The organism is Rhizobium sp. SG_E_25_P2 (assembly GCF_029892285.1).
Lineage (GTDB): Bacteria > Pseudomonadota > Alphaproteobacteria > Rhizobiales > Rhizobiaceae > Rhizobium_E.
The window spans coordinates 121,825-138,907 of the sequence record NZ_JARXVM010000001.1 but is presented as its reverse complement, the minus strand read 5'-3'; the positions used below and the strand labels follow the sequence as shown (position 1 = coordinate 138,907).

The 17,083-nt window shown below is 60.3% G+C and carries 16 protein-coding genes; 5 read left to right on the top strand and 11 right to left on the bottom strand.

The features are described from left to right. Positions 1-66 precede the first annotated feature (66 nt). The 6 genes from M2360_RS00620 to M2360_RS00595 all read right to left on the bottom strand — a co-directional run bounded on the left by M2360_RS00620 (position 67) and on the right by M2360_RS00595 (position 7,426). A complete protein-coding gene (locus M2360_RS00620) occupies positions 67-2,583 on the bottom strand; it encodes a glycoside hydrolase family 2 protein (protein WP_280772433.1) in 2,517 nt (838 codons plus the stop codon). Positions 2,584-2,607: 24 nt separating this feature from the next. After that, the gene (locus tag M2360_RS00615; protein WP_280772432.1) at positions 2,608-3,576 is read right to left on the bottom strand and encodes a DUF1839 family protein; all 969 of its coding nucleotides are present in this window, start codon (positions 3,574-3,576) and stop codon (positions 2,608-2,610) included. A 4-nt stretch (positions 3,577-3,580) separates the two neighbouring features. Next, positions 3,581-4,489 carry an amino acid--[acyl-carrier-protein] ligase gene (locus M2360_RS00610; RefSeq protein ID WP_280772431.1) on the bottom strand — a complete coding sequence of 303 codons (909 nt, stop codon included), beginning with the start codon at positions 4,487-4,489 and terminating at the stop codon, positions 3,581-3,583. A 5-nt stretch (positions 4,490-4,494) separates the two neighbouring features. Beyond that, positions 4,495-5,676: an acyl-CoA dehydrogenase family protein gene (locus tag M2360_RS00605; protein WP_280772430.1), complete on the bottom strand. Its 1,182-nt coding sequence runs from the start codon at positions 5,674-5,676 to the stop codon at positions 4,495-4,497. Then, positions 5,676-5,927: an acyl carrier protein gene (locus tag M2360_RS00600; protein ID WP_280772429.1), complete on the bottom strand. Its 252-nt coding sequence runs from the start codon at positions 5,925-5,927 to the stop codon at positions 5,676-5,678. The genes M2360_RS00605 and M2360_RS00600 overlap by 1 nt, the downstream gene beginning before the upstream one ends. A 170-nt stretch (positions 5,928-6,097) precedes the next feature. Beyond that, a complete protein-coding gene (locus M2360_RS00595) occupies positions 6,098-7,426 on the bottom strand; it encodes a TonB family protein (RefSeq protein ID WP_280772428.1) in 1,329 nt (442 codons plus the stop codon). Positions 7,427-7,595: 169 nt separating this feature from the next. Here M2360_RS00595 and hemP point away from each other — a divergent pair, with 169 nt between their 5' ends. The 5 genes from hemP to M2360_RS00570 are packed head-to-tail and all read left to right on the top strand — an operon-like array spanning position 7,596 to position 11,652. Continuing rightward, positions 7,596-7,784: a hemin uptake protein HemP gene (gene hemP, locus M2360_RS00590; protein ID WP_280772427.1), complete on the top strand. Its 189-nt coding sequence runs from the start codon at positions 7,596-7,598 to the stop codon at positions 7,782-7,784. Between the two features lie 36 nt (positions 7,785-7,820). Continuing rightward, on the top strand, positions 7,821-8,873 hold the full coding sequence (locus tag M2360_RS00585; RefSeq protein ID WP_280772426.1) for a ChuX/HutX family heme-like substrate-binding protein: 1,053 nt from the start codon (positions 7,821-7,823) through the stop codon (positions 8,871-8,873). 11 nt (positions 8,874-8,884) lie between these two features. After that, positions 8,885-9,763, top strand: a complete 879-nt coding sequence (locus tag M2360_RS00580) for an ABC transporter substrate-binding protein (protein WP_280772425.1) — start codon at positions 8,885-8,887, stop codon at positions 9,761-9,763. After that, positions 9,684-10,862: an iron ABC transporter permease gene (locus tag M2360_RS00575; RefSeq protein WP_280772424.1), complete on the top strand. Its 1,179-nt coding sequence runs from the start codon at positions 9,684-9,686 to the stop codon at positions 10,860-10,862. The genes M2360_RS00580 and M2360_RS00575 overlap by 80 nt, the downstream gene beginning before the upstream one ends. A gap of 7 nt (positions 10,863-10,869) precedes the next feature. Beyond that, positions 10,870-11,652 (top strand): heme ABC transporter ATP-binding protein, encoded by a 783-nt coding sequence (locus M2360_RS00570; RefSeq protein ID WP_280772423.1) that lies wholly within the window; start codon positions 10,870-10,872, stop codon positions 11,650-11,652. Between the two features lie 60 nt (positions 11,653-11,712). On the opposite strand, the gene M2360_RS00565 is transcribed toward M2360_RS00570, so the two are convergent. From M2360_RS00565 to M2360_RS00545, 5 genes are all read right to left on the bottom strand, one after another. Further along, entirely contained in the window at positions 11,713-12,690 is a 978-nt protein-coding gene (locus M2360_RS00565; RefSeq protein WP_280772422.1) for a calcium-binding protein, read from the bottom strand. Positions 12,691-12,858: 168 nt separating this feature from the next. Next, a complete protein-coding gene (locus M2360_RS00560) occupies positions 12,859-13,437 on the bottom strand; it encodes a sugar transferase (RefSeq protein WP_280773050.1) in 579 nt (192 codons plus the stop codon). A gap of 493 nt (positions 13,438-13,930) precedes the next feature. Next, complete coding sequence (locus M2360_RS00555) at positions 13,931-14,758, bottom strand: DUF937 domain-containing protein (protein WP_280772421.1); 828 nt, start codon at positions 14,756-14,758, stop codon at positions 13,931-13,933. A 95-nt stretch (positions 14,759-14,853) separates the two neighbouring features. Continuing rightward, positions 14,854-16,227 (bottom strand): glutamate--cysteine ligase, encoded by a 1,374-nt coding sequence (locus M2360_RS00550; RefSeq protein ID WP_280772420.1) that lies wholly within the window; start codon positions 16,225-16,227, stop codon positions 14,854-14,856. Between the two features lie 118 nt (positions 16,228-16,345). Then, positions 16,346-17,083, bottom strand: coding sequence for a 16S rRNA (uracil(1498)-N(3))-methyltransferase (locus M2360_RS00545; protein WP_280772419.1), 738 nt, complete (start codon positions 17,081-17,083; stop codon positions 16,346-16,348).

The following is a 17,083-nucleotide window of genomic DNA, read 5'->3' as shown; positions in this document are numbered from 1 at the left end:
CGGCGCTTGACCATCCGCCCGTCATGGATGGCGGTCTGTTCGTCGATGTCGGGTCCGGCCTGCCGATCAAAACCGGATTTCCCCGCCTTGAAGATGCCGTATGGCGCCGCTGGGCGGGCCGGATGGCGCTTCTCCTCTCGGCGTCAGCGTCAGCCGCTTTTCCTGGCCGGGCGCCAGATGCAGCCAATTGTCAGAGGCGCGCCAGCCGGCCAAGTCGAAATGCACGGATTGGGCGAGACGGTCGGTGGAGAGATAGAGCGCCCATTCGTCCGCCTCCCGCGCCAGCCGCGCCGAAAGCCCAGCCTTGTGCAGGGCGGCGCTTCGTCCATGCGGGAAATGGAAGGCCGAGCCGATCTCTTCGCCCGTCATACGATCAAAGAGTTGCGCGACTGTGACGTCATGCGCCGGCGGCCCGAAACGGAAGGCGTAAGCCGCGTCGAAAAACGCTCCGAACAGCTCGGTCGCGGCGAAAGTCGCCGTGCCGCGCGGCGGCAGGTCGAGATCGATCTTGCCGCCGACGACAGGCGTCTGGCCGTCGCGCAGGCAAGCGAGCGTCAGCGTCACGCTGCGCGCGTTGGCGGTTTCGTTGATGATGTGGGCATAGAGTCCGCTTGTTCCCTCGTCGGAGAGGACAACCGTTACCGGACGAAAGGCGCGACGGAGGCCATGCCAGACCGGCTTTTCAAGACCGGTCGCGTCGATCACCCCCCAGCCAGGCCCCGGCAGCAGATCCTGCAGCGTCCACACCAGCGCGCCTGAGGTCCGCGAGCCGGGTCGGCGCCATTCGGCATAGGCAGTCTCGACAACTTCCACGGTTGTTGCCCGCGACAGGGTCAGATAGCGGCCGACATCCTCTCGGCGCAGCCGCATGGGATCGAGACCGTAGAGGAGTTGCAGATAATGATCGCGGATGTCCTCGAAATCCCAGGATGCGCCGCGGTCGCGCGGTACGCGCGCCTTCCAGCGTGGATCATGCACGGGCATGACGGGCAGATGTTCTTCCAGCGTCTCGGCTTCCGGCACATGCGCAAACGCCAGGCTTTCGGCGGAGAAGCGCACCTCGGCGCGGCGGGCGTCGTCGAGCGGACGGCAATAGGCGCCGACGCCGTAATAATGCGTGACGCCTTCATTGGGCGAAAAAGGCATGGCGCCGCCGAAGGGGGAATTCGGCGCATAGATGACGTCGGGACGCAGCTCTTCATAGACCGCCGGCAGGATGTCGTCGGTGATCGGCCCGCTCCAGAAGCGTTCGGGCATACCGAGCATGGCCGCCTGCTGGAACATTTCCGAGCCGCCGCAGAGCACGGTCAGCGAGGGCGATCCCTGAATGCTCGACAGGAGATCAACGGCCTCCTTGCGCACCAGATCGGCGAAGGCGGGGTCGGAGGCCGGATAATCGAAATTGGCGAACATGAAGTCCTGCCACACCATAAGGCCGAGTTCGTCGCACAGTGCGAAAAACTCCGACGTCTCATAGGTCATCGTGCCGCCGATGCGGATCATGTTCATGCCGGCGTCGCGCGCCTTTTGCAGCCAAGGAAGGTAGTCCTCTCGGGCGCCCGGCAGCCTGACGATATCGGCATTGGTCCAGACAGCCCCGCGGCAGAAGATGGCGACGCCGTTGATCTCGACTCCGAATCCCTTGCCGTCAGCGCCCTGATCGAGGGCTATGTTGCGGAACCCGACGCGACCAATTTGATGCGCCGCGCCATTGATCACCAGATCAACACGGTAGAGGTGAGGTTCGCCATGGGTATGCGGCATCCACGGAATGACGGTCGGAATTTCGAGGCGCGCCGTCAGCAGGCCTTCGGCAGAGATCATCACCGGGGCCGTGAAGCCGCCGCAGGCGATGCGGAGATCGGCGGCGCGGGCGGCGAAGCGGAAACTGACATCGAGAACGCCCACGCCTGCATCGTCGAGACCGGCGGAGAGCCTGAGCGCGTCGATCTCGTTTTCGGCTGAGCGGACGAGATGAATGGGGCGGAAGGGGCCAACGGCCTCCACATCCGGGCACCAACCCGGCATATGCCCGAGTGCCGTGGCGCGGATCAGCCGCATGCCCGGTGGGGTGATCATCTGCGGTCGCCAGCGTGCTCGCGGACCGGACGCCTTCAGCCGTGGGTTCAGCGCGCGAAAGCAGATGGCGATCTGATCCTGACCCTGACCCTTCAAAACGATCGGAACGTCATGGGTGATGAACTGGCTGACGCTTTCCAGAACCAGCCTGCCGTTGAAATAAACTTCTGCGATGGTCGCAAGTCCGTCGAGCAGCAGCCGGGCGGGGCCAGGCGGCTGTCCCTCCAGCGCGGCGAGATACCAGAAATCGCGATCGTTGAGACTGACGGGATGGGCGCGATCGAAGCGGCCGGCTTTTTCAAGCGCTTCGGCGACCGTTCCGGGCACCGGGGCGGGGATTTGGCGGGCCTTGTCTGGAATGTCGGCAGGGTTCGCATAAGCGTCGGCATCGGAGACGACCAATGCCCATTCGCCCGCAAGCGAATGTCTGATCTCCGAAATGACTGCCCTGCCGCCCATGTCGTTCCCTGTCAAAGTCATGCCCCGGCTGTTGCGCCGGGGCATGATGTCTCCCGATATGGTTAAGGATCAGTTGATATGCGCCGAGATGGTTTCCCTAAGGTGATCCCAGGCGTCCACGGCCGGCGCGAGCGCCTGTCCGAGCGTGTCGTATTTCTTGCGCGTCAGCGCCCGCGCCAGCTGGAATTGCGCCGTCTTGGCGGTGTTGGCGATGGTCATGGCGGCGTCGGAGGAGGCCTTGAGATCGCCGCCGGGAGCCAGCCAGTCGAAATGCGTCGCCGCCAGTTCGAAATTCGCGCCCAACTGCCGGAGCGTATTGAAGGCGTATTTGTGAAAATACTCGAACGGGCGATCGGCGAGCGCGCTGACCTGCATCGGAAACACCCGCGCAAAGGCGGCGACCGGATTGTCCTCCGGCATGCGCTTCAGATGCCGCTTGAGCAGGCGATCGGCTTCCCGCCGGAGATGCGCGGCGTCCGGCAGCCGGGCCGGCAGTTTGGCGAATTCCGTATAGGGCAGGAAAGGCGGGGCGCCTTCGGGATGGAATTTGCCGAACACGCCGTCGAAATCTTCGCCTTCCAGGCGGTGGAAACCGCCATTGTGGAAGTAGTCGATCGACTTGTCCTTCTCCGACAGCCGGTTGATGGCGATCGTCGTCTTGCCGTGCTCGGTGCGATAGGCCACGCCTTTCGTATCAGGCATGTAATAGCTGTCCATCTCCAAAAGGCAGAGACGGCCGCGGGCGATCTGTTCGGAGACGTGATCCTCGACCCGGTCGAAGATCGCCAGTTCCGTCACCCTGACGTCATAAAGGCTTTCGAGGTCTTCCAGCGGGACCTTGAAGAAAGTGAACTGGTCGCCCTCGAAATCCTGGGTCAGCGTGAAGCCGAGCATGGCCTCGGGCGCCGCGCCCATGGCGTGAAGCGCCTCGATCCACAGATCGACATAGCAATTGGTCTCGGGCCAGGCCCGCTCGGCCGAATGCAACGCATGCGGCCGGTAGGCGAGGGGATCGAGATGAGGAAATACTGCGGCCATCGCCTCAGCCCCACAGAACCTTGCGGACAGTGTCCGGCCACAGCTTGGTGTCGAGGCCGTGCTGGGCAAACAGCGCCAGCGCGATGCGCTCAAGGCCAAAGCCGACGCAGGCGGTATGCGCCACCGAACCGTCTTCGAGGTTCAGACCCCATTTGGAGCCGAAGGCGTCCTGGTGGTAGTTGAAGCTCATGCAGGCCGTCTTGTTGGTCTGCGAGGTCACGGGGATCAGCAGCTCGAACTTGAGGTTCTGGTCGCGCTGGTTGTTGGCGAGCAGGCGGCCGGCGCGGCCGAAGAACGGATCGTTGGCGACATCGATCTCGACGTCTAGGCCCACCGAATTCATCATCTCGACGCCGCGATCCATCCAGGTCTGGCGGAAATCGGTCACATGCGCTTCCTTGCCCATGCAGACATATTCGCGCATGCGGAACAGCTGCTGGCGCGCCGGATCCTTGGAAGGCTCATGACGGAAGCAGTAGGATTGCAGGTCGTAAAGGCCGCCCTTCATGGAGATCGGGCCGCGCTTGGCGATGGTGGGATAGAGCGGGTAGCAGGCCGCAGGCGTCAACGCGATGTCGGTCGCCTTCTGCTCTTTCGTCCACTCCTTGCCCTCTTCCATGCATTGCAGCAGGCTGAGATGATCATGGTCGTTGCCGCAGAAGGAGTGAACAGTTCCGGCGAGCTGAGGGAAGCTCTTCATGTAACCGCTGGTCTCGAAATAGGCGCGGTTCATGCCGGGCGGGAAGCGGATGGCTTCTGCGCCATCGCCGCCGCCGATTGTGTCGATCAGCCGCTCGAAAGCGGCGATCACGCCTTCGAATTCGCCCGAACGGCCGTAAAGCCCGTCCACGCCCGTGTCGATGAGAAGTCCGGAATCAAAAAGGCGATCGAGAAAAGAAACCTGCATATCCATTGTGATTATCCCAGAAGGCTCGTGTCCTGCTTGTGGATCAGGAGCATGGTGGATGTGTTGCCGAGGATCCGGTCGTTGGAGATCATCAGGCGGGCGGAATGCGCGTCGCGGAGGTGGCGACCGAGGCTGAAAGGCGTATCGTTCTTATAGCCGAGAATGCCGCAGATCAGCATCGCATGATCGATGATGGCCAGCACGCTCTCGGAGGAAGCGATTTTCACATTGTTCATGGCCACCGAGAAGGCGACCGAAGACAGCTTCTCGCCGTCAAGCTTGGCTTCGTCATAGGCCTTGATGGCGGCCACGACATTGGCTTTCATCATCTGCAGCATGGTCGAGACTTCGGCGAGACGAATGGCGCCGGGCGGAACCGTGCCCGGTTGCTTGCGGGCGGCAGAGCGCACAAAGGCCTGGGCGCGATTGACCGCATCGACCGCGATGCCATACCAGACGCCGCTCCACAGGATATGGCTGTTGGCGAGCATGGATTGCGCAGCGATTTCCGCAAACGGCTTGGGGAAGATCTGCTCCCTGGGCGCTTGACCCTTGAACAGGAAACCTTCCGAGCAGGTGCCGCGCATGCCGAGCGTGTCCCAGCCCTGAGTCTTCTCCAGCGTGTATTGCTCGCGGGTGAAGGCGGTCATCACCTGGTCGCTGGGGGCCGCATCCTTGTGGGCGCGTGAGGTGATCAGGATCGCGTCTGAATGGGTAGCGTAGGAGATGACGGTGGCGTCCTTTTCCAGCCGGCAGATGTCGCCATCGACCTCGATCGCGCAGATCGAATTGCGCAGATTGCCGCCAATGCCGCCTTCGGTCGTAGCAGAACCGAGCAGTAGCTGTTCGGAGACGATGCGCTTCATGAAGCCGCGATGCCAGTCGCTCTCCATGCCATGCTCCACCAGGCTCGAAAGCTTGATGTGATGCATGGCGAACACCATGGCCGAGGAGGCGCAGGCCTGGGAAATGATCGAGCAAAGTTCGGTGATATCGCCGGTCGTCGCGGCGTCGCCGCCGAGTTCCGTCGGGATCTGGATAGACAGAAGGCGCTCCGCCTTCATGGCGTTGACGGCTTCCTCTGGGAAGCGGCCGTCATGGTCCACTTCGGCCGCATGGGCCTTGGCGACAGCCGCAACGCGCTGAGCGCGTTCGACCAGACTGCCGCTTGTCAGATTGACCGGGATGTTCATCAGGCGACCTTTCTGCCGTCGACGATCGAGGAGACGGTGCGTTCGATCGCTTCGATGCTCGCAAAGGATTTGCGGTTCAGAAGGCTGTCGGGAAATTCGATATCGAAGTTTTCCTCAAGCGCCAGCATCACCTGCACGGAGGCGAAGGAAGAGAGGCCGGCGGCATAGAGATCGGCGCTCGCGTCCAGTTCATCCACATTGACAGGAAGGTTGGCGTGCTTCTTGAGAAGTTCGCGAATTGTCTCTTTCATCCTCATTCCTCCATAGAATGGCGTGTTCCCGGTTTGCATTCCGGATTGGCACACACCATAGGGATCAGGAGATAAGGTTTAGCTAAATCACTTGGTTAGAGACGGTTTAAGTATGCTGAGAGGATTTTCTCCATCCTTTTAAGACTTTGTTGGGCGGAATGAAGAAATCGTCAACGAAAATCAATCTCTGTGCTCATCAACCAGCTTTTTCGGCCGGTTTCTTGCGGTATTTCCGGAAAAGGCGCTGCCTTTGAAACGATCTGCAATCCCGTAGAGTCGAGCTTCGGGTCCCCGGAACTACGTGAAACTCTTGCCCCGGACACGCTGCCGTTTGCCATTATGGTGAAGGAAACGGTAAGGACGCCCTTGCCTCTGGCTCGCACGCGTTTCTGGGCGCGGCTCAGCTTTCGCTCGACTAGCCCCTTGTAATTGCTGCGGGCGGCGTTGCCATTTTCTCGACTGGCTGCGCCTTTGGAGGCGTCCTTCGCGGATTGCCCTTTGTTCTTGGCGTCGGAGCGTCCGCGATCGGCGTTGTATTGCTGCTGGGTGTTCTGGCCCTTGCGTTTTTTCTGGTCGGTTTTCGCCACCGTCTTCTTGACGGGTTTCTTCTGCGGTTTTTTCTTCTCGACCACGGGCTTTGGTTCGAGCTTTTTCAGTTCCGGCTTCTTTTCTTCCGGCTTCGGCTTTACAGGCTTTGCCTCTTCGACCGGCTTTTCGACGGTTTTCGGCGGCTCCACGGGCTTTGGCGGTTCGGGCTTTGGTTCCTCGATTGGCTCGGATGGTTCTTGAACGACGGGCTTGGCGATCTCCTCCACTTTTGCCTCTGCAGGCGTGGTGGCAGTCAACAGCTCAGGAAGCGGCGCGCCGAGCATCGGCATCGGCGCGTCTTTGAGAACCTGTTCCGGCGTCGCGGGAATCACGGGTGGCGGAGTGGGCTCTGCTTTGGCGACCGGCAGCGGTTCTACCGGTTTGGGTTCTGGCGCCGGGTCGGGTTTCGGCGGTTCGACGACCTCTTGTTGAGGCTCTTCCACCTCTACGTCTTTGGCTGTTTCCTCGCCGGACGCGCGCGCATCAACCTCGGAATCGTGGCCCTGGACGATCAGCGAGATTACCGTCTCACCTTGTGTCAACGCGTCGTCGGGCGCCTTGGCGACAATGAAGCCGAGGGCTAGGGCCAGGCTGACGTGAAACACGACCGAAAGCGCAAAACCGCTTCGCAGCAATTTCAGCTGGATTTTAGCCTGCGGCTTGTCCGGCTCCGCAGATGGATGAGGAATATCATGATGAATGGGATCCTGGCCAACCGCCGAGGCGGGGAAGCTGTCGATCTGCGTTTCGGAAGCGAGATAAGACGAAATGCCGTCGTCGCGGGCGAATGAGCAGCGAGGCACATTCTGGAACTTGTGGGACACCACGGATCGGGCAGCGTCATTGGAATTCGCGGGTTTGAACCTGAGCGTATCGAGCTGGACGATTTTGCCGTCGGCTGGCTGTGTCATTTCCAAACCCTAATTCCCGCGCCCGCAAGCCTCGCAGCGCGTGCGATCAGCAACATTATTCGCCACCGCGCGATCAACAAATTTTAAGTTGACTTCCATCCACTGGTATTGCGTGGATTAAGAAATATGACTACGGAAGTCAACAAAGATCTGAATGAAGAGGCCAATCATGCCGAGTGGAGAAAGAGAACCGTCGCGGGGCGAGCGCGCTGCCTCCGACGATGTTCTCGACGCCAATTTGCGCGAATACGACACGAAGGCCCTGTTCAAGGGCGACCGTGAAATCGTGATCAACCACTGCGGTTCGGCCTACCGGATGAAGATCACCAAACAGGGCAAACTCATTCTCAACAAATAAGCCCCGCCGCTGCGGGCGACAGAAAAGGAATGGACTATGAGCAAGATTGGGCCGACGCCGTCCGAAATCCGCGCCTACCGGGCTGAAAACGCCAAATTACGGGAGCGCGATATCGCAAGCAATCTCGGCGTTTCCGAGGCGGCGCTGGTGGCTGCCGAAGTGGGAATTTCCGCTATCCGCATCGACGCCAATCCGAACCGCTTGCTGGAGCGTGCGCCTGAACTCGGTTCCGTGATGGCGCTTAGCCGCAATGAAAGCGCCGTGCACGAAAAGATTGGCGTCTACGAAAAAATCGAGATCGGCGAGCGCACGTCTTTGACTCTCGGCGACAACATCGACCTGCGCATTTTCAACTGGGTTTGGGCGCACGCCTTCGCCGTGACGAAGACGGATGGCGATGTCGTCAGGCGCAGCCTGCAATATTTCGACAAGTCCGGCGAGGCGATCCACAAGATCCATCTGCGTCCGGACTCCAACCTGGAGGCTTATGAGCGCATCGTCGCCGATTTCCGTCTTGAGGATCAGTCGCAGGATTTCACTGCCGAAGTGTTCACGAAATTGCCGTCCGGCCGCAAGGAGGGCTTCGATGTCGCCGAATTGCGCGATCAGTGGAGCAAATTGACCGACACGCATGAATTTTTCGGCATGTTGCGCAAGTTGGACGTTGATCGCTGCGCCGCCGTGCGCGCGGTGGGTGAAGAATTCGCCTGGAAGCTCGCCGATGGCGTGATCGCCGAATTCTTCCAGAAGTCGGTCGAAACGCAGGTCAATCTGATGTGCTTCGTCGCCAATCGCGGCATCGTGCAGATCCATACCGGCCCGGTTTCCAACATTCAGCCGATGGGACCGTGGATCAATGTCATGGACCCGACGTTCCATCTGCATCTGCGCATGGATCACATCGCTGAAGCCTGGGCCGTGCGCAAGCCGACCAAGGACGGTCACGTCACCTCGATCGAGGCCTATGACGCCGAAGGCGAAATGATCATCCAGTTCTTCGGAAAACGGAAGGAAGGCAATGCCGAGATGACGGAATGGCGCGCGCTTGTCGAAAGCCTTTCGACCACCAACGCAGCCGCAGCTGCCTAGGACCTGAGACCATGTTGAAGCACCTTATGAACAGTGGCCGCGTCGGGTTGGCAGCCGCTATAGCCTCGCTTGTGCTGGCGACGGCGCCGGGCGCTGCGGAAAAAATCAAGGATCCGTCCCGCATCGTCGCGATCGGTGGGGCGGTCACCGAAATCGTCTATGCGCTCGGCAAGTCCGATCTGCTGATCGCCCGGGACTCGACCAGTCTCTTCCCTGCGGAGTCGGTCAAGTTGCCGGATGTCGGCTATATGCGGCAGCTTTCTCCCGAAGGCGTGTTGTCGGTCAATCCTTCCGCGATCCTGATGATCGAGGGAAGCGGCCCCAAGCCGGCGATCGACGTGATCAAGAAGTCATCGGTTCAGGTCGTGACCGTCCCGGAAGGGTATGATCGAGACGGCATCGCGCGCAAGATCATGGCGGTCGGCGATGCGCTTGGCGCACATGAGCAGGCCCAGGCGCTTGTCGACAGAGTGTCGGCCGATATCGACGCGGCGGTAAAGGCGGCGGCTGAAATCCCCGCCGAAAAGCGCAAGCGCGTGCTGTTCGTGCTGACCCTGCAGAATGGCAAGATCATGGCTGCGGGCGACCATACCGCCGCAAACGGCATCTTGAAGCTGGCCGGCGCAACCAATGTCGCCGCCGAGTTTCAGGGCTATAAGTCGATGAACGACGAGGCTGTGGTCGCCGCATCCCCCGACCTCATCGTGATGATGAGCCGGGCGGGTCCGGGGCCGTCGGACGCGGAAGTCTTGGCGCATCCCGCCATCGCCCTGACGCCGGCAGGAAAGGCGAAAGCGATCGTTCGCGTCGATGGCGCGACGACGCTTGGGTTCGGACCACGCGCGGCGGACGCGATCCGCGATCTGTCGAAGGCCCTCTATGGCGGCTGAGATCGATATGGCGCCGTTGCGATCTGGCGCGCGGCGCCGCCCCGGCAAGAGTCTTCCTATGCCGCCTCGGCAAAGAATCGGTCTTGCCGCGCTTCTTGTCGTCACTCTTGTCGCATTGTTCGCGTCCGTTGGCGCGGGCGCGAGTTCGGCTTCACTGTGGCGCTTTTTGACGGCGCTGCTTTCCGGTCAGGCGCAGGAGGGCGTGGAAGCGTTGCGCGACCGGATTGTCATCGTCGATATTCGTTTGCCCAGGGCCGTGCTCGGCCTCATGGCGGGCGCGGGCCTCGCTGTCTCGGGCGCGGTCATGCAGGGGCTCTTTCGCAATCCACTCGCCGATCCTGGCGTCGTGGGCGTATCGGCCGGGGCAAGCTTCGGGGCGGTCGGTTCGATTGTTCTAGGGCCGACCTTGCTCGCGCCGCTCGCCTATGTGCTCGGTCCGCTTCTTTTGCCTGTGTCTGCCTTTGTCGGCGGGCTTGCAGTGACGATACTTCTCTATGTCATCGCCTCGAGGGATGGTGAGACGCAGGTGGCGACCTTGCTGATTGCAGGCATCGCGATTGGCGCGCTCGCCATGGCTGGCACCGGTCTCTTCGTCTATATGGCGGAAGATCTGCAATTGCGCGATATTTCTTTCTGGAACCTTGGCTCGTTGGCCGGAGCAACATGGGAGAAGGCGCTGATCGCCACGGCGGTAATCGCGCCAAGTCTGATGGTCATGCCGTTTCTGGCGCGTGGCCTGAATGCTTTCACGCTTGGCGAGGCGGCGGCCATGCATATGGGCGTTCCGGTTGAACGATTGAAGAAATTGGCGATCTTCCTGGTGGCCGCCATGACTGGCGTGGCCGTGGCCTTCTGCGGCGTCATCGGTTTCGTCGGAATCATTGTCCCGCATATCCTTCGTCTGGCAGTGGGACCGGACCATCGTTTTCTGTTGCCGGGATCGGCTTTGCTGGGCGGCGTTTTGCTCATTGCAGCCGATGTCGTGTCGCGTGTGATCGTTGCGCCCGCCGAGTTGCCGATCGGAATCCTGACCGCCATCATGGGCGCTCCTTTCTTCCTGTGGATCCTTTTCCGCGGTCGTCGCGGCCAAATTTTGTGAGACAGACATGATTTCGCTGCAGCAGGTGTCGGTGAGCCTTGGCGGCCGCCGCGTCGTCGACGGTGTGAGTTTCGAGGCGCATCCAGGGCGATTGACCATGATCATAGGCCCGAATGGATCCGGAAAGACCTCTACGCTCCGAGCCATCGCGGGCGATCGTCGATATTCGGGTGCTATCCGTCTCAACGGCTGTGATCTCCAAACTATGTCGGTGACAGAGCAGGCCCGGTTTCGCGGCGTCATGTCCCAGTCGATTCAGCTTGGTTTTCCGTTCACGGTCCGGGAAGTCTTGGAGATGGGCGTCGTGGCGGGCGAAGTGCACTCGCGCGGAGAGGCGGATCGGCTGATCGCCGAGCGCCTGATGGCGGTGGATCTGTCGGGGTTCGAAAGCCGCTCCGCATTGGCTCTGTCCGGAGGTGAACAATCGCGCATGCATATGGCCCGCGTGCTCTGCCAGATCGGCAGCCCCGCCATCGATGGCAAGCCGCGCTGGTTGTTGCTCGACGAACCCGTGGCCAGTCTTGATGTGAAGCACCAGTTGGCGCTGATGCGCACAGCGCGCGACTTCGCAACGAAGGGCGGCGGCGTCATAGCGGTGATGCATGACCTCAATCTCACCGCCATGTTCGCCGACCATGTGGTGATGCTGCGACATGGCCGTTTGGCGGCGGAAGGCTCTCCGCAGGATGTCTTCAAGGAGGAAATCCTTGAGGACGTGTATGGTTGCGCATTGTCGGTGCGTCACGAATCCGGAAAACTCAGGATATTTCCCGCCGACGAAGCCGCCTGACGGGAAAAAGAAAAGACGCGGCCGGATCGGTCGCGTCTCCTGGGAATTCGTCTTCTCTGCTCAGAGGACGTGGAAGTCCGACTTGTTGAGGTCGGCAACGTCGATGTCGGAAAGCAGCACGCTGCCGCCCGAATAGGAAATCAGTACGCCGTCGGCCGTATCCTTGGCGGAATCGATCACATCGGCGTAATTCTTGAACAGGCCATCTGCGAACTCGATGACATCCTTGCCCGAGGAGCCGGCGGCAAAGTCGGTGATCGTGTCGGCGCCGCCGCTCTTGGCGAAAACAAAGGTGTCCGCGCCCGCGCCGCCGGTCAACGCATCCTTGCCGGCGCCGCCAACCAGGCGATCATTGCCGGCATTGCCCGTCAAAGTGTCCGCGCCTGCGTCGCCCTTGATGGTGTCGTTGCCATAGCCGCCGGTGAGGGCGTCATTGCCCGCGCCGCCATTGATCTTGTCCGCGCCGTAGCCGCCATTGATCTTGTCGCTTGCGCCCGCGCCGCTCAGCGTGTCGTCGCCATTGCCGCCGCTGATCGTGTCTGCATGGCCGTAGCCGGTGAACACGTCATCGCCTGTCGAGCCTTTGAAGATGATGGAATCGCTCGCCAGGAGCGATGTCAGCGTCGTGATGCGGGAATCCATGAGATCGCCCATGATCTGACCGTCTTGCGTCGTCGTCGCATAGTCGGAGAAACCGGAGATGACGATGTCGCCCGAATTGGAATAGGTTTCGGTTGTTTCGTCATAGGATGTGTCAGTGCCAAACGTGATCGACTTCAGGTTGCCGCTGACAACATGCGTGCTGAGATCATAGGTGAAGCCGCCGTCGGAGGTGAACACCACGCTCGCTCCGCCATCGCCGTCTTCATTGGCCATGGTCACATAACCTTCACCCTTGAACGGGTCGCTCTCGTCGGGTGTGTTGAAGCCGCCATATCCTGACGAGACATAAGTCGTGTCGAAATTCTTCAGATAGGCGGTGAAGTTCACGCCTTCTCCATCCTTGTTGGCGTCTGCGACGGAAATGGTGAGAGCCATTGGGGATCCCTTTCTATAACATGATAATAATACTCAACTATAAAACATGAATGCAAGTGTCAACATATTTCAGCTACATCCGTCCCTTTCTGATCGCGCTTGAAAAACAACGCAAAAAAGGCGGGAACACGTCCCACCTTTGCGAAATGCTATGAGATCATATTTCGCTCAGAAGCCGGTGCCGCCTCGGAATTCACGCACCGCGGTGCCGATGATGATGCGGATGTCCTGCACGATGGAGAAGGACTTGATATATTCGATATCGTGGGCGACGCGACCGCGTGCGGCTTCTTCGGTGTTGGTGGGGCCGCGATAGCCGTTCATCTGCGCAAGGCCTGTCAGGCCGGGACGAACGAGGTGACGGATATGATAATCACGCACCAGTTCTTCATAAAGCACGCCAGCCGCCAGCATCTGAGGAACATGGCAACGCGGGCCGACGAGCGACATGTCGCCAAGCAGAATATTGATCAGTTGCGGTAACTCATCAAGATTTGTCTTCCGCAGGAACGCGCCCATGCGCGTCACGCGAGGATCATTCTCGGTTGTTTGCCGTACGCCGCTCACATCGCACATATCGCTGCGCATCGAGCGGAATTTGTAAATGCGGATCAGCTTGCCGCCGCGACCCCAACGTTGCTGGCTGAAGAAGACCGGACCGCGATTCTCGATCACGATCGCTGCCGCGATCATCAGAAAGAACGGAAGCAGCACCAGAAGCGCCAACCCGGACACGCCGATATCCATGCCGCGCTTGAGCGCAAATTGAAACGGTTTGTCGAGGGCCGCATGAATCCAGCTGGACCCGCGCGACGCCGAAATCGCGTCCAATTCGGCCGATGCGCCCGGCATTGCCGTCGTGCTGCGAAGGGGCAGGGTCGTGCTGAGTGTTCCAGGATTCATACTGATAACCTGAATGAGAGGCGCCTGATCACGGGATGCCAAAGCGTTAAACCAATCGGCCGTGATTGTCACCTGGGATTAACATTGTCGTAAGGTTGATTATCCAAGTGAAATCAACCCGCTCTGCTCCGATTCAGACCATCAAACGCGCGAAAATGTGGCGTAGTTCCCTAAAAGCCCTGCAATGCAGAAGAATTTTTTAACACTTCTCAATATGCATAGGTATTTGGGGCATGGAGCCATGCGCAAAGCGCTGGGGTGCACTGCAATTTAGGAATGGCTGCGTGGCGGGGTTTGCGCCAATACGGGACATTGTCCACACCCCGCCCAGTCAGCGTCAGTCCACCTTGGGCTTGGCGCCGGAGAAGTAGCTGTTGAGGATGGAATCGAGGTTGTTCTGATAGGCTTTCTGGACCTCGATGCCGCTCTCGAACATCTGGTTGAAAAAGCTGCCATAGGCATCGGCGCCGCTAGCGTCGGGCGCCATTGATTTTGCCTGTTGTGGCGTCATGGCCGTGTTCATCGCGCCCAGCATCTGCATGAACGGATTGGCGGCGAAGGGATCGGCTGGTTTTTCTTGCTTGGGAACGGGCGGCGTCATCATGGCCTGCATGGCGTCCAGAAATGGATTCTGAAAACTGGTCGCGGGGGCAGGCTTGTTCACCATCCCCGAGGCCTGCAGCCAGGGCTCCATCAATTTCGCGCCGTTGCCAGCGGTGATCGCGTCGCCGGCGGCGCGGAACTGTTCGGCCATCTGCCGGAGAAAGCCGCCCACCATGGCGTTGGCCATTATCGGCATCATCTGCTTGAGAACTTCCTGGCCGATGCCGGACATTTGCGCGGCTTGGTCGGCGATGGCGCGCGACACGTCCTTGGAGCCGAACAGTTGGCCCAGAATCGCATTGCCGTCCGCAACCCCCTTCGGCGTGAATGCCGAACTCATATCCTCGAAATATTTCACATACTCGCCTGACATGGCCGACTGGAGGAGCGTCGTGAAATCATAGGGGTTGGCGGCGCTCCGTTTGAAGCCGGACGAAAACGCCGGCATCAGCGCCGTCATCGCTTTTTGCATCTGTTCCTGCGCCAGCCCGAACTGCCGGGCCATCGCCTCCGTCCCCTGACCATTCTGGGCATTCATCATCAGGTCGAACAAAGGCAGCATGATAGTCCTTTCAAGAAAGCGAAGCGCTATGCGTCTCAACCACTATAGCGCGGATTCGCGTTCTTGAAACAGGAAAGGCGGGGCAGGTGATCCCCTCAGTAGCGGTATTCCGAGAACACAGGGTCGACCGATCCCTTCCAGTCCCCCTCGAACCGCGACAGCAACGCATCGGCCAGCGTCGTCCGGTTTGAGACGATGTCTTCGAGCGGCGCAAGATAGATGCTTTCATCCGCCCCGTCCGCGTTCAACACGCGGCGCGCCTTGAGGCCCTTGCGAGAAATGTCGAGCGCATCGCGGGCGATGTCGCCGAGGGTTCTCGCACCCAACATCGCGTCGAGGCCAAGCCGGGGCGCGGCGTCCCGGGCGTCCTGGACAGCCTGGAAACTCCAGTCGCGGGTCAATTGCACGGCGTCCTCAAGCGCGCCCGTATCGTAGAGCAGCCCGACCCAGAAGGCGGGCAGCGCGTTGATATGGCTTTCCGGACCGCAATCGGCCCCGCGCATTTCCAGGAAGCGCTTGAGCCGGACATCGGGAAACAGCGTCGAAAGGTGATTGGTCCAATCGCCAATATTCGCGCGCCAGTCCGACAAGTCCCCTTTGAGCGCTCCGGCCATGAACTGGCGGAACGTGACGTGAGTACAGTCGTGATAGACGCCGTCCCGCACGACGAAATACATTGGCGTGTCGAGCGCCCATTCCACATAGTCGCGATAGCCGAATTCTTCCGAAAAGGCGAAGGGCAGCAGACCGGCGCGAGCGTTGTCGGTGTCGCGCCAGATGTCGCCGCGCCAGGAAGTCAGTCCGTTCGGCTTGCCTTCGGTGAATGGAGAGGCGGCAAACAGCGCTGTGGCCAGCGACTGCAGCTTGAGGCCGACCTGCATCTTGCGGCGCATGTCGTCTTCTGAGGAGAAATCGAGGTTCACCTGGATTGTGCAGGTGCGATACATCATGTCCAGGCCGCGTGTTCCAACCTTTGGCATGTAGCGCGACATGATGCCATAGCGCGACTTCGGCATTTTCGGTGTTTCGTCCCAACTCCATTTCGGGCTGCCGCCAAGACCCAGGAAGCCGATGCCCATCGGTCCGGCGATGTCGCGCATCAGATCCAGATGACCGCGCGTTTCCTCAGCGGTTTCATGCAGCGTGGAAAGTGGCGCGCCGGACAGTTCGAACTGGCCGCCGGGTTCGAGCGAAATCGCGCCCATGCCGTCTGGAGAGGCGAGGCCGATGATGTTGCCCGCATCAATAATCGCATCCCAGCCGAGCCGACCGCGCATGATCTCAAGGATAGCCTTGATGCCAGTCTCGCCTTCATAGGGAACGGGGCTGTTGTCCTTCGTGTAGAACACAAATTTTTCGTGTTCCGTTCCGAGCCGGAAGGCGCTTTCGGGTTTCTCACCGGCCGCGATATGCGCCGTCAGGTCGTCGATCGAAGTGACAAGAGTGTCGTCCGTGGTGTCGCGCGCCATATGAGCTTCTTCTGCAGATGAAATTGACGGTCGCCCGCACGCCGTCGGGCAGAGTGCTTGACCTGTCTTTATAGGTTTTGCAAGCAAAAAGGATGAAAGGCTGGTTCAGATTTTTTGATCAGCGCCAGTCGCCGATCACCGCCTGGATCACGGCGAAAGCCGCGACTGCGGCAGTGTCCGCGCGCAGGATCCGTGGGCCGAGCGGAATCGGCGTCACAAATTCAAGGCCGCGCAGAAGGCGTTGCTCTTCTTCGGAAAACCCGCCTTCCGGTCCTATCAGCAGAGCGAGTTTCTTCTCGGTTACTGCTCTGAGCGCGTCAAGCGGATTGTTCGTGTCGGCGCCCTCGTCGCAATAGATGATACGGCGATCGGGCGGCCATGTCTCAAGGAGTGTGGCGAGCTTTATGGGTTCGCGCACCTCGGGGATAGCCAAAATGCCGCACTGTTCGGCGGCCTCGACCGCGTTGGCCTTCAGGCGATCGAGCGACGTGATCTTGCCTTGGACATGTTGGGTCATCACTGGCTGGATAACGCCCGCGCCCATCTCCACCGATTTCTGGATCAGATAGTCGAGCCGACCGACCTTCAGCGGCGCGAAGAGATAGTGGAGGTCCGGTTGCTCCGGTTGCGGCCGGGTGAGTTCCTCGGGGATGATCTGGATCTTCTTGCGGCTCTGAAAAGCGAGCCGCGCCTTCCATTCGCCGTCAAATCCGTTGAAGATCAGGATTTCCGCGGCCTCTTGCAATCTCAGTACATTGGCGAGGTAGTTGACCTGCTCGTCTGTCGCCTGGATTGGCCCGTTTGCCGAGATCGGCGCGTCAAGATACAGACGTTGCATTCGAAAATTGGCGCGCAT